Raw genomic sequence first — 20,298 nt, 5'->3', positions numbered from 1 at the left:
TGCGTTAAGGCTTAACTCTTTGTCAATACTTTCTTACATATCTTGCTTATATTCTTCTAACAACTGCGGAATGTGATCATACCCATCTACACCGATAACCGCGATAATTTTAGGGCGATGTTGCTGTAAAAACTTTTGGAAAGCTTCTGCCCCTATTTGTCCTTGTAAAATTGTCAGTAACCCTGCCGGTTGTCGCCACTCACGAGAAGCAATTTGCTCCAAAAGATACATTCCCAAGCAGCCTGTGTAAATAGTTTTGTCTGAATTTTGTAGATGGTAGTAAGCTTCTGCCAAATAAGCTAAGTTCCGCCCTTGGAGATACAAATCGCCAGAAACTTGCGCTGTTTTAAAGCCATCTTCAAGATATTTAATTGCCGTTTGGTGTTCTCCAATTACTAAATAGGCAATTCCTAAGCTGCTGACACATAAGGCTTTACTTTGAATATCGCCTAATTTCTCTGATAATTTTAAACCTTGTTCTAAATAGTTAATTGCGGCTTCATAAGTTTCCGGTTCTAGGTTTTCCAATTCCTGAGCCTGCATAACTTCGCTGTAACCTAAATTTACCAGCGCGTTTGCTTCTCCTGTGCGATCGCCTGCTTGGCGACTTAGTATTAATGCTCGTTGACTGTAGTTAATTGCCTCAGCATAATTTTGCTGTTGCACGTAGGTGCGGCTGAGGTGGTTGAGATTGGCAATTTCACAGGCGCGATCGCCTGCATTTCTGGCTATCTCTAGCGCCTGCTGATGAAAATCAATAGAGCGCTGGTATTGTCCCAAAGCACGTTGTGAATAGCCTAAAAGTGTCAAAATTCGCGCCTTTTCCTGGGTTCCCTCGCCTCGACGCAATGGCTCATCCAAATAATCAAGGGCATCTCGCAAGTAAGTGCCAGTAAAAGAGGCAAAAATCCCGCCGTAAAAGGGAAAATACGGACGCTGGGCAAAGGTTCGCAAAATCTGGAGCATGATTTGAGAACAGGCATCGCCGTATATTTTCCCAATGCTGCCAAAACCACTTGCTAACTGACTCCAAATCACTGCAAAGGTTAAAAAAGTGGAAATGGACAACTTTGGCCCCGCTTTAACATCGTAAGCTTGTTGGTCAAACCAGTTAATTAGTCCCCGTTGCAAGAACTGTAAAATCAATGCCATTTCCACCCAATCTCTGAGGGTGATTCCCCGTTGTCGCTCGGCAAACTCAATTGCCGATTCTTCCATAGCCAAGGTGCGAAGCAGCGTTTTGGGTAACTCACTATTGAGTTGTTTAGCCCAACTTGCCCAAGGGCCACGTTCTCCCGGTACGCCGCCAAATCCCAAAGATTCTTTTTGCTCATACATCCAACTGAGCAAGTTGTCTTGCAATCGCTGCCAAGAAGCTAAACCACGGGTAATCCCTTCGGAAAATTGTTCTAAATCAGCATCTGCCTGAGCAAATTGCAGCAATGCTTTTGACAATTGCTGTAGCTGTTGTAAATTTAGCGGATACTTCTGATTGGGGTCAGTAACCCGTATAAATGCCGCCAGACGTTCGTCAGCAGAGGCTGTGGTAATTTCTGTAACTGCGGAGGCGATCGCTTCTGTGGCTTTATTTTGCTCTGAAGAGCGTTGCCATTGACTTTGAATAGTCTTAATCGCTCTCAAACTCCGAGTCGCCTTAGCTTTTTTGAGTTCATCTTTTTCATTATCAACTTGGCTTTGGAGAGCATTCAGGCGATCGCTCAAAGCTAGCTCAAAGACTTCCCCTGTACCGGAAGTGATCCCTTTAAGCAGCATTTGATACACCATCTCAACAGAGCTAATTTTGCCCTTGAGGGTGGTTTCGACAATTTCATCGATTAAGGCAAGATAGCGATCGCGCAATGGCAGAGAATCTGACACTTTAGCTACTAGGAAACATCACGTCAATTCTAATTCTAGTCTTAGCAGCAGAGGTGGGGAAATTTTGAATTATTCAAGTCCGTCCGGTGAGGTTAGCAATTACGGCTGCTAATTCGCCCGGATTGACTGGCTTGGGGACATGAAGCTGAAAGCCTGCTAACAGGGCTTGCGTGCGATCTTCTGCCCTAGCATAGGCTGTCAGCGCCACTGCTGGAATCCGTCCACCTTGATCTGTTGGTAGCGCCCTGACTTGACGAATTAGTGTGTAGCCGTCTTCTTGTGGCATACCAATATCGCTCACCAGTATATGGGGGTGAAACTGTTGCAGGGCAAGCAGTGCATCACTTGCAGATCGAGCAGCCATGACTTGGGCACCATACTGTCCCAGAATCGTAGTCAGCAAATGACGCGCGTCTGCCTCATCATCAACAACCAGCACCCGCAAGCCATCTAGCTTTGGCAAGTAATAGTTAGCCTCTTGGGTATCTCCAACAGATGAAAGCTGCTCCGCCGTATTAGTCTCTACATAAACGGCTTTCATTGGCAGATTGACAATGAATGTTGCCCCCTGTCCAATTCCTGGACTTTCGGCAGAGACTGTGCCGCCGTGTAATTCTACCAAGTGGCGGACGATCGCTAACCCTAATCCTAATCCACCATGCGATCGCGTGCTGGAACTGTCTTCTTGACGGAAGCGTTCAAATACATGGGCTAGGAATTCGGCAGCAATTCCCACTCCTGTATCACTCACTCGAATTTGCACGCATGATTCAATTCGCTCCAATTCCACATCAACTCTTCCCCCCTTGGGTGTAAACTTAACGGCGTTGGAGAGCAAATTCCACACAATCTGTTGCAAGCGGTTGGCATCACCCACAACTACCCCTACTTCCGGGTCAAATTTACACTTGATGCTAATCTCTTTGGCCTGGGCTGCTGGATACACAGTATCGATTGCTGCCTCTATAAGTGGTACAAGTTTTACCCGATGAATACTTAAATGGAGTGTGCCTCTAATAATCCGCGAGACATCTAAGACATCTTCAATCAGTTGAGTTAGGGATCTGGTGTTACGCTCAATTGTCTCTAGTGCCCGCGCAGTAGTAGTTTCATCAAACTTGCGATTCCTAAGTAGTTGTGTCCAGCCCAATATGGCGTTTAGGGGTGTGCGGAGTTCGTGGGAGAGTGTGGCGAGAAATTCATCTTTCATCCGGTTTGCAGCTTCTGCATCGGCGCGTGCTGCTTGTTCGCGCTCAAGCAGTTGTTCGCGTTCTTGCTCTGCTTGCTTGCGATCGGTAATGTCAATCATGAACCCATGTAGTAGCTGCGCTCCATCCTCATCCCGCACGACATTAACAATGTCATATAACCACACGACTCTGCCATCAGCAGCCAACACCCTGTATTCAAGTTCGTAATTATTTAGTGAGAGCGAAGATTCTTGGTAATACTGCATAGCCCACTCCCGATCTTCTGGATGTATACATTTTGCCCAAAAATTATCGGTGTACCAGTCTGACAATGGATAGCCAAGAATCTCAACAGTTTGTGGCCCTACATAGGTAAAATTCCCCGTAGTAGCATTTACCTCCCAAGGAATCAAGCGGGCTTTTTCTGTGAGTGTCTTTAACCGTTTCTCGCTCTGTTTGAGAGCTGCTTCTGCTAACTTGTGAAGTGTAATATCTGTGATTAGGGCAACAAATCCTTCAACTTTTCCTTGCTGACTAAACTGGGGAACGTAAGTGACATTCACGTAATGATTTGTGCCATCTTTATCGGGTAATTGGGTTTCGTAAGTTACTTGCTCTCCTGAAAGTACCTTTTCTATATAAGGCAGAATTGACTGATAAACTGATTCTCCAACAATTTCTCTAATGTGTTTACCATAAATTTCCGAAGTAGGAATTCCAAACCAATCTTCATATCCTTTATTATTAAAGCGATAACGCTGCTCCCCATCAACATAGGAAATCTGAACGGGCACAGCATTTGTAATCAGGCGGAGTTGATCTTCTCGTTGACGCAGTGCTGCTTCTGCTCGTTTGCGTTCTGTAATGTCGCGTTGAGTTCCCCACGCTCTGACTAAAAAGCCATTTTCAACAATTCCTACCAGATTATTCAAAAAATATTTGGAATTACCTTGCTTATCTATTTCATGAGACTCTGCATCAATGAGTCGGTAGTTAGAACGAATAAAACGACGCAGGTATGCAATATTATCTGGATCAGAGGGAATGAGCAAGTCTCCTAGTCTGGCGCTGATGATTTCTTCGGCACGAGAAAAGCCATACATCTGTGCCATAACATTGTTGCATTCCGCTAAGTAAGCATATTGGTAAAAATGTTGAATTTGTTCATCTTCTGGGCAATCTAGCGAAATTGGTACCTCTAGTTCAATGCACCAAATACCTTCTGAACTCTGCTCTAAAAAAGCGCGGTAGCGTTCTTCGCTTTTGCCAAGGGCAAGCTCTACTTGTTTACGTTCACTTAAATCAAGTACAAAACAGATAACATCCTCTGGATTATTTTCTAATAAAGCGCAACCTAATAGGATGGGAACACGGCTGTCATCTTTGCGGATGTATTCGTTCTCAAAGGGCTGACACACGCCTTTGGTTGTGAGTTCTGCGTAGGCGTAGCCCGTCGTAGGCATCGCGCTGTTATTTGCTTCAATATATTCTGGTGGTATCATGTCACGCCATCGAATTCGCCCTGCTAGCAAATCCTCCTGCGAATAACCTACCATTTGTAAAAAAGCATCATTAGCCTCTGCGATCGCCCCGTCCATATTGGCTACAATTACCCCAATGATGTTGGAATCTACCAACCTTCTCAACCTAGCTTCGCTCACCTGTAGCTTCTGCAAACTCATTTGAAGATGTTGTTTGGCAGTGCGTAACTTTGAGTTCAGCAAAGTGATGAGTGTTGTCACCAGCATAAACCTGCCTAACTGCACTATGCTGTCTAGGTTATCAACAAAGGGCGAAAATACTGGCTCTAAGAAAAAGTAGCTGACGGCTAAAGTAGACAAAGCGGTAGTCAGCAATCCTGCTTCCATGCCGGCATACCAGGCACTAACCGCCACGGCAGCAAAAAACAGCAGGAAAATAGTTGGTTTCAGTAGTGGCTGTAGCAATAGTGTTAGTAGCAATGCGCTACCAACAGCCAATAGTGCCACAGCATAGGGTGTTAGAAGGGAACGTATTCCTTTCAATGTGGCTTCTCCTTTTATGCAGCTAGCTAAAGGATTATTCCCAAAATCAGCTAGACAATGCGTTGGCGTAGCCTGTCGTAGACATCGCTCAACACCTATTATGCATCGGAAAAATACACCCCTAAGCAGTTAGTTGCTGCGAATCTATCTAAAGTAGTAAAACTCAGCTTTAGCAAATGTTCAATAACCTGATAGTTGTCGCTCTAATTATATACATTTAGTTTTGATTCTCCATTAAAAAGCATAGATGTATTAAGTTTATGAATTAATTGCTTTTAGTATATAAGTCATCATTTCTCCTTTGCCTTTAACCTGAATTAAACCTCGTTTCTCCAATAAGTATTTATCCTTTAAAAGCTGATAACTTGCTTCACAAACCTGGATACTACCTGCTATACCATGTGATTCCATTCTACTTGCAGTATTTACTGTATCTCCCCAAAGATCGTAGGCAAACTTTTTTAGCCCAATTACCCCTGCCACTACTGGCCCAGTACTAATGCCAATACGGATGCGAAATACTTGGTTATTTTCTGCATTGAAGATAGCTATAGCATTTTGCATATCCAATGCCATATTAGCTATAGCTGGAGCATGGTTTTTAGACTGATTTGGCAATCCAGCAACAGCCATATATGCATCGCCAATGGTCTTGATTTTTTCTACCCCATGAAGTTCTGCTAATTGGTCAAACAAACAGAATATTGTATTTAATAACTCGACTAATTCCGCAGGAGATGTACGAGTTGAAAGCTCTGTAAAACCGACAATATCGGCAAATAGTACCGTAACTTCCAGAAAACTATCGGCAATAGTTGTAGGCTGTTGTTTTAATTGTTCTGCAATCATCTCTGGCAGGATATTTAGTAGCAGCCTTTCTGATTTTTGCTGGGCTAGCTCCATTGCCTTACGGGCGTAAAATTCTTTTTTTCGCAAGCGTTCGTATAAATAGACAGAAAATACACAAATTATGCAAGTCCAAAAGAAGTATAATCCTTGTTCAGCATAAAAAGCTAATGGATTTTTCAAGATAGGTTTGGATAAAATATATAAAGTTAAATAGCAAATTATTGTTCCAAGTTGAGATATTAAATGCATCCACCATTGGACTGGAACAATCATAGCCTGAGTGAGAAACATCAGAGTCCAAATATTGCTTCTAGGTTCCAAATCATTAAACAGCAAAGCTATATCAATTTGGACAGCACAAGTTACAGACCAGCATAAACTCAAAAAAATTAAGTCAGAATGACGGCGGCCGATAGGAGTTTTACATAAACCCCAACAAATAAGAGTGAATAATTCTACTACAATACCAATTTTAAAAGCGTATATCTTGCCTTCTAGATGTGAATTTGCCCAAAGAAAAAAAGCGATTAAAGTCAAGCCAGCTACCAGCATAATCTGCGCCTGTAATTGCAGCCGTTTTAGCAGAAAGTTCTGTCGCTGTTCTTTATAAGATTCGACAAGGTTATTGTTGGTTTGTCGATCAGACATTCCATGACTAATGAGCGTATCTAGTTGGGTTTTGTCAGAGTTACTTGGATGAATCATGCACTTTTTGCGTTATTAGTAATCAAGGGAGTGTTGACTGTTGACTGTTGACTGAGGAGTTATTATTCGCCCCTCCACTCTCTTGCTACCCTGCCCAATGCCCAATACTCATGGCCCGTACCCCTACACTAAATTTTGATCGTGGCACATTAATTTTGCATCCACCACCACGCGGCAAAGGTTGGATGGACTATGCTACGTGGGATGATAGAGTTGAAAAATTCCGCATTCCAGCAATTAGATACCGATCGCTAGTGGAAGCACTACAAGCGGAAGATGTGAATTTTATCGATGAGGCGAAGGAATTTTATCCTGTAGATTTGGTTCCCACTCTGGAAATGGAACCCTATCCTCACCAGACTGAGGCGCTAGCAGCTTGGAAACTAGCGGGTAGACAAGGGGTTGTTGTGCTGCCCACGGCGGCGGGTAAGACTTATTTGGCGCAAATGGCGATGCAGTCAACGCCGCGCACAACGCTAATTGTTGTACCAACTTTGGATTTAATGCATCAATGGTATGCACACTTGGTAGCGGCTTTCCCTGATGCTGAAGTGGGATTGCTGGGGGGTGGTTCGCGGGATAGAACGGCAATTCTAGTGGCAACTTACGACAGTGCAGCAATTCATGCTGAGACGTTGGGGAACCAATATGCGTTGATTGTTTTTGATGAATGTCATCATTTACCGACAGATTTTAATCGGGTGATTGCTGAATATGCGATCGCACCTTATCGTCTTGGACTCTCCGCTACGCCAGAACGCACCGATGGTAAACACGCTGACTTAAATATTCTCATTGGTCAAGAAGTATATCGCAAACGCGCTGAAGATTTGGCGGGGAAGGCGTTAGCAGAACATGAAATTGTCCAAATTAAGGTAAAGTTATCGCAACTTGAGCGGGAAAGATACAATCAACTAATTCAAACTCGGAACGACTTTTTGAAACAATCCAAGATTTCTTTGGGGAGTCTTCAAGGTTGGCAAATGTTCGTGCAAATGAGTGCGCGATCGCAATCTGGACGTAGAGCTATGTTAGCGCATCGAGAAGCGAAAGATATCGCTTTAGGTACTGATGGAAAGTTGCGAATTCTGATTAATTTATTGGCAGAACATTATCCGGCAAGAATTTTGATTTTTACTGCGGATAATGCAACAGTTTATCGCATTTCTCAAGAGTTACTAATTCCGGCAATTACTCATCAAACTCCAGTGAAAGAACGGCATGAGATATTAACAAAATTTCGAGAGGGTAAATATAATACTTTGGTTGCTTCTCATGTGTTGAATGAAGGGGTTGATGTGCCGGCGGCAACTGTTGCAATTATTTTATCGGGGACGGGTTCGGCTAGGGAGTATACTCAGCGATTGGGTAGGATTTTACGGAAGGGAAATATTGAGAATAAGCAGGCGATTTTGTATGAGGTGGTGGCGGAAGATACGAGTGAGGAAGGGACTTCGGCTAGGCGGAGAGGGGAGAGGATAAGAGGACAAGGGGACAAGGAGACAAGGGGACAAGGGGAGAAGAAAGGGAATTTGCAGGTTGTGTATGGGAGTGGGAAGGAACGGAGTTTGAAGGCTGCGGAGCAGTTAGAGATTAATTATTCAACCGGAAGTCCAAAATCTAAAATCCAGAATTCAGCAGATGTTACCGACAGACTTACTGATGCATCGCCAAACCGGGGAGGAGATCATTCCGAAGAGACTGAAGATTGATCAAAAAACTTCAGAGTTGGCGATTGAGTTAATTAATTATTTTCAATCAGCAGTGGGGAAGACTCAAGGTGTGCTTGAGCGACAATTGACTGATTTTGAAGGAGATTCTACAGATTATCGGGTGAAGCGGGGATTAGCTTATATTCTCAAAAGTAGTTTTTGTACTTTTGAGGTGGTAAGTCCTTTGGAACCACAAATGTTAAGAGAACGGGTGTTTTCGTTGGCTGCAAAGTCTGTTTCTAGTCGAGAATCAACACAAGTTACTCTGAGTAAAATTGCTGATGAATTAACTCAAGAACTTGAACGGGAAGTTTTATTAGAACAGGTTCGTAATGGACTCTATGCTGATTTATCTGAAAATAAGATTTTGACTGTTTTTGATGCACCAACAGCGCCAGATTTGATAAATAGATATAACTTATCTCAGGTGCAGGGTGTATTTTATAAAGCCAGCCAACTTGTATTAAATGCTCATCGGAATGTTCCGGGAGAATATAAGCTGTTATTTCGCTATCTGAAGTTGTTTCAATTAATGGCTTATATTGAGGGTGATGCTGACCACGGGTTTACAATTACGATAGATGGTCCAACGAGTTTATTTAATCCTAGTACACGATATGGGTTAGCGATCGCTAAACTTATTCCAGCTTTACTTCACGTTACTAAATGGAGTCTCTCGTCGATTCTCCAAACCCGCGATGCTTATACAAATAGTTGGAAAACTGGACGTTTTACTCTCAATTCCGAATGTGGTTTGGTATCCCACTATCCACCAGGAAAGCCCTACGATAGTATGCTAGAAGCATCCTTTGCTGATAAGTGGGATGCTTTGAAAAGTGGTTGGGCATTAGAGCGAGAAGTTGATTTGATACCAATTCCTGGTAGTGTGATGATTCCCGATTTTCGCTTAGTTCATGCTGATGGACGCACCTTTTTATTAGAAATTGTTGGTTATTGGCGACCAGAATATTTACAAAAGAAGTTTTCTCAAGTGCGACGGGCTGGACGTGATGATTTGATTTTGGCAATTTCCGAGCGACTTAATTTAGAAAAGGCGGGAGTAAAATTAAATGATGTCCCCGCCAGAATTGTTTGGTTTAAAGATAAGTTGTTGCCGAAAGCTGTATTAGCTGTAATGGATTGATTAAGGATAAATGAGATGAAAAGTATAGAAACAATTGCCACGGTTAGCAAAGATGGTAAGATTACAGCGCAATTACCATTGGATATTCCAGAGGGTGAACATCAGATAGTAATAGTAATTGATGAAAAACCTTTGGCAGAGAAAGCAGAGAGCAAGGAAAAGCGTCCTCCTCTAAACTTTCCTGTGCATAATTATGGCCCTTGGCCTGAAAACCTTTCTCTAAGACGTGAGGATATCTATGGTGATTGGGGACGCTAACTCTATATTTCAATACGGTTCAGTTAAGCCAGAAAAATAAATTTGCGTAGGTTGGGTTGAGGAACGAAACCCAACATTTCCGAGGCTTTGTTGGGTTGCGCTTTGCTTAACCCAACCTACAAATTTTCTTAACTGAACCGTATTGCTCTATGTTTGTGTCCACAAATATCTTGGTGTATGTAAATGTTTCCGAATTTTCCCTTCACGAAACAGTGATGTATTAATCTAATAGAAATAGTATGAAAAGTATAGAAACAATTGCTACAGTTACCAAAGATGGTAAGATTACAGCGCAGTTACCATTGGATATTCCAGAAGGTGAGCATAAGGTGGTAATAGTAATTGATGAGAAGCCTGTGGCTGAGGAAGTAGAGACGGAAAAAAAGAAAGCGCCTCTCAAATTTTCCGCCTATCCTGTAGGATTAGTCTCGGAAAGCCTCACTTTCCGCAGAGAAAACCTTTATGCAAACGACTAATAACTCTGTCTTAATCGATACGAATATTTTAAATGTTTGACTTTTGACTTTTGACTTCCCCAAAGGGGCTGATTAACTCCAAACGCTTCTGCGTTCCCAATATTCAGCAACTCTTTTTTCCCACTGCTCCCAGTAATCTTTAATAACTGCTGATTCAAACCAAAATACCTCTGCTGGCATTTCTGGAATCGCTACTACCAAGAGAGCGTGCTTTAGCTGAATCCCATAATCTCGATAATATTCGTTAGCTGCTCCTATGTACGCAGTAAGTTGCAGTGGATGTTCATATAAATGCTCAACTGAACCTTTGGGTTTGTCTGCTGTTTTCCACTCGCAAATACAGGGAATACCTTGATAGCTGGCAATACAATCAACTTTGCCAGAATAACTCAAATTATGATGAAAAACAGAGCCTTCTACAAGTCTAACTGTGTCGATTTCTTCTAAAACTGGCTTGATACTCTCCCAATAAGGGCGACTCGCTTCGGGACAAACTGGGTTTTGTCCAAGAAGGTAGCGCTCAATTTGTTTGTGTGTTTGGGTTCCCCGCCGGCTAGCAGTTGTAGTAATGCGGGTAGCTTCTTCTGTACCAACACGCGTTTTCCAGTTTAATAATCTGTCTCTGTCTGCTTGTGATTTGGTGGCATTAAGTATTGTCGTCACGCTGGGAAAACGATTTCCGTTGGCATCTACATAATATTGTTTACCATTTTCTCGCTTGGCTGTGGCATTAATTCGAGGTAGCAGTTGGGTATCAAATTGCATTATTAATTCGTAGTTCGTAGTTCGTAATTCGTAATTCGTAATTAAGAAAGTGGGGATTATAAATTGCAATTACTCTTATTCTAATTGTGCTAATGCTTCATCAATATTTAGAGGTGTTTCATATTCTACTGCCTTCATTGCTAAGATAAGTCCTTCATCCTCAATCCTCAATAGTTTCTAGCAAGCGTAGATAGTCATCAAAAGCTATGAATACTTTGCGGATATTACCTTCCATGTCAGTAGTCACTTCTTGAGCAAAAGGGTATTTATCAGCTTGCATTTGGGTTGTGATTTTAGTAGTCGTACTATGACTTTAGCGTTAATACATATAGTATGGCTTTAACAAATGTAGTTGTGAGATTTTACTTAAGAGAAAACGCGATAAAACCCGCTTTTCTAGAGAAATCTTAATAAACTTGTATTATTTATTCCCAATGAGATGCACTAAATTACAATTACTTCACAGTGTAACTTCGTAATTAATGGGTAAAATACCCCTTTTCTGTCACTCTCCGGGAGGGCGATCGCTAGAAGCCTCATGATGCAATCAATACAAGCTATACATACTATTAGAAAAAAACTTAGGATAAATTAAGTGAAAAATTCTATTTTTATATCGTATCGGATTAGTGACACGGGTGATTCAACTGGGCGCATCTATGACTACCTGGTGCATTACTTTGGGAAGGATCATGTTTTTAAGGATGTCCAAAAGATCCCGATGGGATTGGACTATCGAAAGGAGATCAATGATGCTCTGAGTAGTTGCCGGGTAATGCTGGTGGTGATTGGGCCTAGCTGGTTAACGGTAACAGATGATGCAGGCAATCGACGGTTGGATCAATCCGAAGACTGGGTACGACTTGAAATTGAAACTGCCTTGAAGAAGAACATTCCGGTAATTCCTCTGCTGATGAAGGGAGCGAAACTACCGACTGAAAGTGAATTGCCAGAGAGCATTAATGAATTGGCGTACCGTAATAAAACTGAAATTAGGCTGAATGATCCTGACTTTGACAAGGATATGAGGTGGCTCGTTGACAACATCAAGGAAGGAATAGGTGTAATTGAGACATCAACTGAAATACCGCAAAATCTACCCTTGAGTGGGGTGGTGAAATTTTTCGGGCGTGAAGATGAATTGAAAAATCTTCACCAACTTTTGCAGGATAATAAACAAGTTGCCATTACTGCGATCGCTGGCATGGGTGGACTGGGTAAAACAGAACTGGCCTTACAATATGCAATGGCTCACCGTGAAATTTACAAGGGTGGAATTTGCTGGTTGCTGGCAAAGGCTGGAGATGTGGGCATTCAAATTGTGCAGTTTGCTAGAACGCAGCTTGATTTAAAGCCGCCAGAAGATTTTGATATATTCGCCCAAGTGCAATACTGCTTTCGGCTTTGGCGCGAAGGCGATGTGCTGCTAGTCTTAGACGATGTTGGAGAATATCAACAAGTTAAGCCTTACTTACCCTCGTTATCTTCCCGGTTTAAAGTGTTGATTACCACGCGCCAACACTTAGGAGCATCTATAAAGGAATTATCTCTAGATGTATTGCAACCAGAAGCAGCGCTAGAGTTATTAAGGTCATTTTTTAAAGAAACACCACAGCGAATTGAGCAAGAATTGGCTGTTGCAAATCAGTTGTGTGAGTGGTTGGGATATTTGCCTTTGGGTTTGGAATTAGTCGGGCGATATTTGGCGCGGAAACAAGACTTATCTCTAACAGAAATGTTGCGGCGGTTAGAGAAAAAGCGGCTCGAACAACGCGCCCTTGTGAAACCAGAAGCCGATATGACAGCACAACGAGGTGTGTTAGCAGCCTTTGAGTTGAGTTGGCAGGAATTAGAAGACAGCGATAAGCAGCTTGGCTGTTTGCTGAGTTTATTTGCCGCCTCACCTATACCTTGGAAGTTTGTGGAACAGTGTTTACCAGAGTCAGACGAGGGAGAGTTAGAGGAAATTAGAGATGATATCTTGCGGAAACTGCATTTGCTACAGCGTAAAAGTGAGGGAGTTTATCAACTACATCCACTGCTAAGAGAGTTTTTTCAATATAAGCTTACAGGTTTAGAGCAAGCAGAAGAATTAAAGCAAAGTTTTTGCAAAGTAATGGTAGCAATTGCCAAAGAGATCCCTGAAACCCCCATCTTTGAGCAAATCAACGCTATTTCCCTCGCCATACCTCATATAGCTGAAGTATCGAGAAAGCTGATTGAATACGTCAGCGATGATGATTTAATTTGGGCATTTATAGGTAACGCTAGGTTTTACAATGGTCAGGGATTGTATGAAAAAGCAGCACCTTGGTTTGAGCAGTGTCTAGAGGTTAGCAAAAAACGCTTGGGAGAGGAACACCCAGATGTTGCACAAAGCCTCAACAACCTAGCACAACTCTACAACTCCCAAGGCAGATACAGCGAAGCTGAACCCCTTTTCATTCAAACTTTGGTAATCAGGCGTAAGTTGCTGGGCGAAGAACATCCAGATGTCGCACAAAGCCTCAACAACCTAGCGGAACTCTACGAATCTCAAGGCAGATACAACGAAGCTGAACCCCTTTTAATCCAAGCTTTGGCACTCACGCGCAAGCTGTTGGGAGAGGAACACCGATTTGTTGCCTTGAGCCTCAATAACCTTGCGGGACTCTACGAATCTCAAGGCAGATACAGCAAAGCTGAACCATTGTACATCCAAGCTTTGGCACTCAAGCGCAAGCTGCTGGGAGAGGAACACCCATCTGTCACTATTAGCCTCAACAACCTTGCGTACCTCTACCAATCTCAAGGCAGATACAGCGAAGCCGAACCCCTTTTCATCCAAGCTTTGGCACTCAGGCGCAAGCTGCTGGGAGAGGAACACCCATCTGTCGCCACTAGCCTCAACAACCTTGCGGGACTCTACCTATTGCAAGAAAAATACAGCGAAGCTGAACCGCTATGCATCCAAGCTTTGGCACTCAGGCGCAAGCTGCTGGGAGAGGAACACCCATCTGTCGCTGCTACACTCAACAACCTAGCGTTACTCTACTACTCCCAGGGCAGATACAGCGAAGCCGAACCCCTTTACATCCAAGCTTTGGCACTATGGCGCAAAGTGCTGGGAGAAGAACATCGATATGTCGCTGCTAGCCTCAACAACCTTGCGGGACTCTACCTATTGCAAGAAAAATACAGCGAAGCCGAACCCCTATTCATCCAAGCTTTGGCACTCAGGCGCAAGCTGCTGGGCGAAGAACATCCAGATGTCGCACAAAGCCTTGACAACCTAGCCGGACTCTACAAATCCCAAGGTAGATACAGCGAAGCTGAACCCTTGTGCATCCAAGCTTTAGATATTTTTGAGCAACAGTTAGGGTTGGATCATCCTGATACTGTTACTGTGCGTGAAAATTTAGCAGATTTGCGCGATCGCCTCCCCTTAAATCCAGAATAGACTACATAGGCATACAAATTTAAAGGTTTTGTGCAAAGCATACTGTGATAAAACTGAAAAAGGCGATCGCTTTAACTCGGCCTTTCCTGTTCTGAACTCTGAGGTAGAATGAGGTTCCCCAATCTACGCGAGTTTTAGTTTTTAGCCTTAACCTAAGCGTATTGTTATATAGGCAATTGCCTCACTCGGAAAGTTTCATTACTTACAGAAATAATTGCCCCTAACTCTAAATCTTCCTGACATTCACTCAAAACTTGCGTCAACCGTTCATTAATTGCATCATAATTTTCGTTCCCCAACCTAAACAAAATCACACTGGGTAAACTCTCCCCACTCACGGCTAAAAGTTGGGCAAAATCTAAATCTATAGTTAATAAAATTCTTCCTTCTGCACGGGCTTTAATTAAAATCTCATCATCTGGTAGTCTTTGCAAACCTTCATCGCGCAAATGCACTACATCATAACCAGCACCACGCAACCAAGTTACAGTGCGTAGTGAAATTCCCATATCTGCCAAAAACTTCATTATTACTTGTTAAGCACTTTTGAAGGTATAAACCCGTTCTTGAGTCAACCACGCTGCATAAAGAAGAGATTGACGAATATCTTCTGCTTCTAAATCAGGATATTCTTCTAAAATTTCTTCTATAGACTTTCCATGAGCTACCAAATTTACCACTAAAGAAACTGGAATCCGCATCCCGCGAATGCAAGCTTGTCCAGCCATAATGCTAGGGTCAAATGTAATTCTCTCCAGACCTAACATAAACGATCGCTCCAAAATCTTTTTCATCGCTCTGAGGTGCAATGATGATATTGTAAAGCCTAGCGCTCTATTTTTGATTGTAAACCCATAAGCGATCGCCTTTTAAAATCCTGAGTGCATCAGTGTCGTTGTGTAGAGTGCGAATCTACACGTAGGTGTAGCCCGCCGCAGGCATCACCCCGCCTCAAATCCAGAATAGACTACATGGGGATACAAATTTACAGGTATTGTACAAAGCGTACAGTCATAAAAGTGAAAAGCGCGTTAGCATTCGCGTACCGTTCCGAAGGAAAGATATCGCCTAGACTTAAATTCATATTGAATTAAGTAAAAATGCCTGATTACTTATGCAAAAGCAGCTTTTCTTTTCTCAAAAGCAGCTTTTAATCTCGCATTTTAGTGTTTTCCACAAGCAAAAGCAGCTTTTACTTCTCCAAAAGCAGGTTTTAATCTAACATTTTAGTGTTTTCCACACACAAAAGCAGGTTTTAATCTCACATTTGAGTGTTTTCCACACACAAAAGCAGGTTTTACTTTCTTAAATCCCAGTTTGCTTACTCATTAGAGTAATTCACGCATTCATTTTGGTATATCATTGAGCCTACGCAGGTAGTTCTTCGCTGGAACAAATTTCTATAGAGGTTTAAGTGTGTCAATCAAACGAAAAGAGCTAATTAAATAATTAACTTAGAACAAAATGGCTTTTATTTATTCAGAGAAGGAGGAAATCACTTACTCAAATAAATCAAATCCCTTTTCGCTTCTCAGCTTTTTGTCAAAAGTTGCTGTTGAACTACAACCATAATCTTGAGCGATCGCACCAATTAAATAGTCAGAAAAATCTGCACTTCCCTGCTTAAATCGCTATAATGCTTGATAAACTACAAAGCGATTTTCTAACTCAAACACCGAACATTGCAGCATCAAGTCTATAGTATTACTAATTTCTTCTCTACTAAATTGATAAGGGTTCCCGCGCAAAACCCAGACTAATTCACAGAGAACTATATTAGCAACAAAACATTACACATTACACATTACTCTCCCCTTTCGATGATTTCAGCAGCTTGCTTCCACTGCTTTTCATCATCTTTGGTCAAGTAACGCACTAAAATATTTGTATCAAGTCCAATCACTTGAACCTTCTTGGATGGCTACTTCCATTTCATCTAAAGTTGCGCTTTTCATTCCCGGACGGTGTAAAAGCCCTGATAAGCTTTGAATAGGAACATTTAGGGGAATCAGTTTGACTATTCCATTTTCATCTATGAAAAAATCAACCTTGCTACCAGTATCCAGATTAAGATAATCCCTAATTTCTTGAGGAATAGTTATTTGTCCTTTGCTTGTAATGATCGCACTAGCCATGACTCAAGTTCCTTACTTGATGATAACTTCTATATTAAACTATGATGCGATCGCGTAGCCCGTGGTAGACATTGCGTCTTTTTCTTTTTGGTTAATAGAGTGCTTCCTCAGAAGCATTAACTAAACTAGCAAACTCAATTTATATTACAGAAATAACACTAGCCACGCCTAAACTGAGAGTTAAAACAACTGTTCAACACAATTATCATTTAAACTCTCACTTTTATTCAAATATTGTCGGAAATATAACCGATATAATTCACAAGCAACAGTACTGCGTAGGCGTAGCCCGTCGTAGACATCGCCTTCTAAATTAATTAGCCCCATACTCTGTAATTTACATGCCAATGCTGGCTCTAATTGCACATAATTTGTAGTGTTAATTACCTCATAAAAAGCATCTTGCAATTCTGGCTCATCTCGTAGCACTAATACAAACTGCCTTAAATACTCGTGATAAATTCCTGCTTCTGTGGGTGCTTGTTGCAATAGCTGTTCTAAATCCCCTTCTAGTCCTCCTTTACCCACAAGGTGATATAATGCCAAGCGCACCAAATAAGGATATCCCCCCACTATTGCCATCAAACTCTCGACGTTTTTACTATCTGTCCAATCCAAGCCGTGACGTACTGCTAAATCCTGTACCTGTTCTTTTGTAAAGGGAGGTAACTTAATAGGCAAACCAATATTAAATGGTGATTGAGTCAGTTTTATAGGAACAAGATTTTCCATTGAATAAACCAGAACTAGGCGCAGTTTTTGCCAAATTTCTACCCCTTTGGCTCGTTCATGCCACGATCGCACCAATAGTAACAATTCTCCAACAATTTCCTCATACTCATACAGCCAATCCACTCCATCCATTACCAACACAAGGGGAGTTTCCAGCGCAGAGAGTAAATACTGTTGGAAATAGATAGAACAACTCACCTTGCTACCCATATCTTCATCCCAATAATCATTGAGTTTTGGTTCTAGCTGTAATTCCCGACTCACGTTGATACAGAACCAGCGCAAAAATTTATCTAAACTGGCAAATATTGCTTTATCTACTTGCTGAAAATCCAACGTTACAGTACTAAAACCTTGATTGTTAGCGCGTGTAAGCAACCGCAAAATCAGAGAGTTTTTCCCCATCTTCTTGGGTGCTTTGATGCAGATGAGACTCCCAGGTTCAGCCATTTCTGCGTAGGCGAGTTCCTCAATTGGCGGACGAGGGATGTAAAATCTGGAATTAAGGGATACTGACCCACTAGGAAATTCTAAGGATATAGCCGTGGCTGCTTTGTTGAATTCCTTAACTAACTGCTGATGTGTTTTACTAAGACGATGATTTTCTACAGTCTGGCGGAAGTTTGATTTATTTATAGGTTCTTTGCAAAAATCACTCAGCAATTGCCATAAATGAGCAGCAATTTTCCTGACATGTTCCTCGTCGTAGTGAGCTTCACAGACTATATTCGTGTAGGTTTTTCCTTCCCACGAAGAACGCAATATGATCTCTTGAAGTGTCGTTAAACCGGTTGCTTGACTGGCTTTTAGTAGCAATACTACTTCATCTATAGTCATTACTCATCGGCTCTAAAGCATGAAATTTTCTCACACCATTATTCTTTGGAACTCAATGTAGCCTGCCTTCTATGGATAGCAGCCAGCCCTTTCCCAAAAAGCTACAAACAAGGATTGACAATTTATTTGTATCCTAAAATATTTGACATGAATTAATCATAGAATTTTTTTTACAAAATTTTTCGACTTTTTAGGTGATTATATGTGATTTGAACTACTTTTTTTAGACATATCTTAGAATATAGATGCACACAATGTAGCGATTTTTTTTTAAAATGGCCACGGCGATCGCAACAGAGGTTACATTCGTCCGTTTACCTTTTTCTCAATTCCATCCAAATTAATGATATGGGCTGATATATCTCTGACCTAAGTTACAGCCTAATCAACCAAGTAGACGATTTGTTAACAAAAGTACTGTCCATAACTGGATCGTCAGGGTGCTAAGACAGCGTAGAAAGAGCTACAGGACATCTTCCTCATCGTACCAGCAGCTATGCATATCGAAGAACCCGCTACTCATAAATCGGAAGCTCTACTTTCAGTACAAGATTCTCAGAGTTTCCCAGAATCACAGCCACTGCAAAAAGGACAAAAAGACTTATCTCAAGAAGATTTAGATCCTTGCCAATGCTCACAAGCCGCCTTACAAATGGCATTATTAGCCAGTGGCTTGGGGTTGTGGGATTGGAATCTGGTAACTGATAAAACTTATTATGATCCCCAGTGGAAGCGCATTCTGGGGTATGAAGAAGACGAAATTGATAATGATTATACATCCTTTGAGCGACTTGTACATCCAGGGGATTTAGCGAGAATTCGCCAGACATTGCACGATTATCTCCAGGGATGCACACCTGTGTTTGAAGTCGAATTGCGAATGCTGACTAAATCCGGTGAGTGGAAGTGGATTCTGGCTTGTGGCAAAGTATTTCAGTGGGATGAATTCGGTAAACCAGTGCGGATGGCGGGGACGCACAAGGATATTAGTCAGGATAAAGCGATGTCTACGACGGGCTGCGCCTACGCTATTCAACAATACCGACTATTTGAACAACTCCAAACAGAAATTACCCAACGCCAATCTACCGAAGACCAAGTTAAGGAAAAATCACAGCAGCTAGAAATTACCCTCGAAGAACTTAAATATACCCAAAGGCAGTTATTGCAGAACCAGAAAATGGCTAACCTCGGCCAACTGGTGGCAGATATGGCTAACGAAATTAACAACCCCGTTAGCTTCATTTACGGCAATCTCCATCCTGCGAGTCAATATGCTGAAGACTTAATCAGAATCATTGAACTTTACCAACATTACTATCCCAAACCGGCCCCAGTCATTGCCTTACATCTGCAACGCCTCGACCTTGGTTTCGTGAAGACAGACTTTTTCAAATTGCTGTGGTCAATGCGAGCCGGATCTGAGCGCGTCAAAGAAATTGTTTTCGCGTTGCGGAATTTTTCAACCTCTGACGAAGGTCAAATGAAAAAAGTTGACCTGCATAAAGGACTTGATAGTGTTCTGAGGATTTTGCAGCATCGTTTGAAAGAACAACCAGATAGATCAGGTATTGAAGTAATTAAAGACTATGGGGAATTGCCCTTAATCGAATGTTACCCTGGTGATCTAAATCAGGTATTCATGAACATCTTAACTAATGCTATTGATGCTTTAGAAGAAAGGATGAAACATGATTATTCCTTTGCTCCCAGAATTTTTATTCAGACAGAAATTATTAGCAGTCATTTATCATTGGTCAACAGTAATGAACCTTGGATAAATGACAAACGGACAGGGAAAAAACACAAAGTTATAATTCGTATTTCTGACAATGGTAAAGGCATACTTCCCCATATCCAAAGACAGATATTTGAACCATTTTTTACCACCAAACCAGTAGGAAAAGGGAAAGGACTGGGACTATCAATTAGTCGGGAAATTATAGTTGAAAAACATCAAGGAAAACTGAAGTGTAATTCTCAATTAGGTCAAGGCACAGAGTTGGTCATTGAGATGAATACAACAGCAAGACACTATACCGCTATGAGAAAACACGCCAGCTTTTAAGTAATTAGCCTTGAGTAGGAGGTGTTAATTTTTGCAAGTCGATGCATTAACAAAGCGGCATTATACTGAGCGGATCTCAAAGTTAG

General features: G+C 41.8%; 15 protein-coding genes. 6 read left to right on the top strand and 9 right to left on the bottom strand.

Annotated features, from left to right (window positions below; all coding sequences use genetic code 11):
* Positions 1–33: 33 nt before the first annotated feature.
* The 3 genes from H6G92_RS02695 to H6G92_RS02685 all read right to left on the bottom strand — a co-directional run bounded on the left by H6G92_RS02695 (position 34) and on the right by H6G92_RS02685 (position 6,646).
* Positions 34–1,878 carry a tetratricopeptide repeat protein gene (locus tag H6G92_RS02695; protein ID WP_190890475.1) on the bottom strand — a complete coding sequence of 615 codons (1,845 nt, stop codon included), beginning with the start codon at positions 1,876–1,878 and terminating at the stop codon, positions 34–36.
* Positions 1,879–1,951: 73 nt separating this feature from the next.
* Positions 1,952–5,092: a PAS domain S-box protein gene (locus H6G92_RS02690; RefSeq protein WP_190890474.1), complete on the bottom strand. Its 3,141-nt coding sequence runs from the start codon at positions 5,090–5,092 to the stop codon at positions 1,952–1,954.
* A 258-nt stretch (positions 5,093–5,350) separates the two neighbouring features.
* A complete protein-coding gene (locus H6G92_RS02685; RefSeq protein ID WP_190890471.1) occupies positions 5,351–6,646 on the bottom strand; it encodes an adenylate/guanylate cyclase domain-containing protein in 1,296 nt (431 codons plus the stop codon).
* A 110-nt stretch (positions 6,647–6,756) separates the two neighbouring features.
* Between H6G92_RS02685 and H6G92_RS02680 the strand changes: the two genes are divergently transcribed.
* The 4 genes from H6G92_RS02680 (at position 6,757) to H6G92_RS02665 (ending at position 10,236) form a co-directional block, all read left to right on the top strand.
* The gene (locus tag H6G92_RS02680; RefSeq protein ID WP_190890469.1) at positions 6,757–8,358 is read left to right on the top strand and encodes a DEAD/DEAH box helicase; all 1,602 of its coding nucleotides are present in this window, start codon (positions 6,757–6,759) and stop codon (positions 8,356–8,358) included.
* The gene (locus H6G92_RS02675; RefSeq protein ID WP_190890466.1) at positions 8,288–9,502 is read left to right on the top strand and encodes a DUF790 family protein; all 1,215 of its coding nucleotides are present in this window, start codon (positions 8,288–8,290) and stop codon (positions 9,500–9,502) included. Before H6G92_RS02680 ends, H6G92_RS02675 begins: the two co-directional genes overlap by 71 nt.
* A gap of 15 nt (positions 9,503–9,517) precedes the next feature.
* Positions 9,518–9,760 (top strand): hypothetical protein, encoded by a 243-nt coding sequence (locus tag H6G92_RS02670; RefSeq protein ID WP_190890464.1) that lies wholly within the window; start codon positions 9,518–9,520, stop codon positions 9,758–9,760.
* A 239-nt stretch (positions 9,761–9,999) separates the two neighbouring features.
* Positions 10,000–10,236 carry a hypothetical protein gene (locus tag H6G92_RS02665; RefSeq protein ID WP_190890462.1) on the top strand — a complete coding sequence of 79 codons (237 nt, stop codon included), beginning with the start codon at positions 10,000–10,002 and terminating at the stop codon, positions 10,234–10,236.
* A 72-nt stretch (positions 10,237–10,308) separates the two neighbouring features.
* Here H6G92_RS02665 and H6G92_RS02660 read toward each other — a convergent pair whose 3' ends face one another.
* The gene (locus H6G92_RS02660) at positions 10,309–11,001 is read right to left on the bottom strand and encodes a PD-(D/E)XK nuclease family protein (RefSeq protein WP_190890460.1); all 693 of its coding nucleotides are present in this window, start codon (positions 10,999–11,001) and stop codon (positions 10,309–10,311) included.
* 75 nt (positions 11,002–11,076) lie between these two features.
* The gene (locus tag H6G92_RS41030) at positions 11,077–11,139 is read right to left on the bottom strand and encodes a hypothetical protein (protein ID WP_390625411.1); all 63 of its coding nucleotides are present in this window, start codon (positions 11,137–11,139) and stop codon (positions 11,077–11,079) included.
* A gap of 457 nt (positions 11,140–11,596) precedes the next feature.
* Between H6G92_RS41030 and H6G92_RS02650 the strand changes: the two genes are divergently transcribed.
* Positions 11,597–14,440 carry a tetratricopeptide repeat protein gene (locus H6G92_RS02650; RefSeq protein ID WP_190890457.1) on the top strand — a complete coding sequence of 948 codons (2,844 nt, stop codon included), beginning with the start codon at positions 11,597–11,599 and terminating at the stop codon, positions 14,438–14,440.
* 164 nt (positions 14,441–14,604) lie between these two features.
* Here H6G92_RS02650 and H6G92_RS02645 read toward each other — a convergent pair whose 3' ends face one another.
* The 4 genes from H6G92_RS02645 to H6G92_RS02625 form a co-directional block, all read right to left on the bottom strand.
* A complete protein-coding gene (locus H6G92_RS02645) occupies positions 14,605–14,967 on the bottom strand; it encodes a DUF5615 family PIN-like protein (RefSeq protein WP_190890455.1) in 363 nt (120 codons plus the stop codon).
* 9 nt (positions 14,968–14,976) lie between these two features.
* Positions 14,977–15,234 carry a DUF433 domain-containing protein gene (locus H6G92_RS02640; protein WP_449289978.1) on the bottom strand — a complete coding sequence of 86 codons (258 nt, stop codon included), beginning with the start codon at positions 15,232–15,234 and terminating at the stop codon, positions 14,977–14,979.
* A 1,095-nt stretch (positions 15,235–16,329) separates the two neighbouring features.
* Positions 16,330–16,575 (bottom strand): AbrB/MazE/SpoVT family DNA-binding domain-containing protein, encoded by a 246-nt coding sequence (locus H6G92_RS02630; RefSeq protein WP_190890452.1) that lies wholly within the window; start codon positions 16,573–16,575, stop codon positions 16,330–16,332.
* A gap of 180 nt (positions 16,576–16,755) precedes the next feature.
* Positions 16,756–18,144: an AAA-like domain-containing protein gene (locus H6G92_RS02625; RefSeq protein ID WP_190890450.1), complete on the bottom strand. Its 1,389-nt coding sequence runs from the start codon at positions 18,142–18,144 to the stop codon at positions 16,756–16,758.
* 496 nt (positions 18,145–18,640) lie between these two features.
* On the opposite strand from H6G92_RS02625, the gene H6G92_RS02620 reads away from it, so the two are divergent.
* Positions 18,641–20,212: a sensor histidine kinase gene (locus H6G92_RS02620; protein WP_190890448.1), complete on the top strand. Its 1,572-nt coding sequence runs from the start codon at positions 18,641–18,643 to the stop codon at positions 20,210–20,212.
* Positions 20,213–20,298: the final 86 nt, after the last annotated feature.

It is taken from the genome of Nostoc foliaceum FACHB-393 (assembly GCF_014698505.1).
GTDB classification, from domain to species: domain Bacteria; phylum Cyanobacteriota; class Cyanobacteriia; order Cyanobacteriales; family Nostocaceae; genus Nostoc; species Nostoc foliaceum_A.
Note: the sequence above shows the minus strand (reverse complement) of the source record. Positions and strands in the feature narration are given on the sequence as shown.

Bases quoted from the DNA above. Each gene is read 5' to 3' on its own strand.
- H6G92_RS02685 (WP_190890471.1), bottom strand. From the start codon at position 6,646: ATGATTCATCCAAGTAACTCTGACAAAACCCAACTAGATACGCTCATT.
- H6G92_RS02680 (WP_190890469.1), top strand. From the start codon at position 6,757: ATGGCCCGTACCCCTACACTAAATTTTGATCGTGGCACATTAATTTTG.
- H6G92_RS02675 (WP_190890466.1), top strand. From the start codon at position 8,288: ATGTTACCGACAGACTTACTGATGCATCGCCAAACCGGGGAGGAGATC.
- H6G92_RS02670 (WP_190890464.1), top strand. From the start codon at position 9,518: ATGAAAAGTATAGAAACAATTGCCACGGTTAGCAAAGATGGTAAGATT.
- H6G92_RS02665 (WP_190890462.1), top strand. From the start codon at position 10,000: ATGAAAAGTATAGAAACAATTGCTACAGTTACCAAAGATGGTAAGATT.
- H6G92_RS02660 (WP_190890460.1), bottom strand. From the start codon at position 11,001: ATGCAATTTGATACCCAACTGCTACCTCGAATTAATGCCACAGCCAAG.
- H6G92_RS02645 (WP_190890455.1), bottom strand. From the start codon at position 14,967: ATGAAGTTTTTGGCAGATATGGGAATTTCACTACGCACTGTAACTTGG.
- H6G92_RS02640 (WP_449289978.1), bottom strand. From the start codon at position 15,234: ATGAAAAAGATTTTGGAGCGATCGTTTATGTTAGGTCTGGAGAGAATT.
- H6G92_RS02630 (WP_190890452.1), bottom strand. From the start codon at position 16,575: ATGGCTAGTGCGATCATTACAAGCAAAGGACAAATAACTATTCCTCAA.
- H6G92_RS02625 (WP_190890450.1), bottom strand. From the start codon at position 18,144: ATGACTATAGATGAAGTAGTATTGCTACTAAAAGCCAGTCAAGCAACC.
- H6G92_RS02620 (WP_190890448.1), top strand. From the start codon at position 18,641: ATGCATATCGAAGAACCCGCTACTCATAAATCGGAAGCTCTACTTTCA.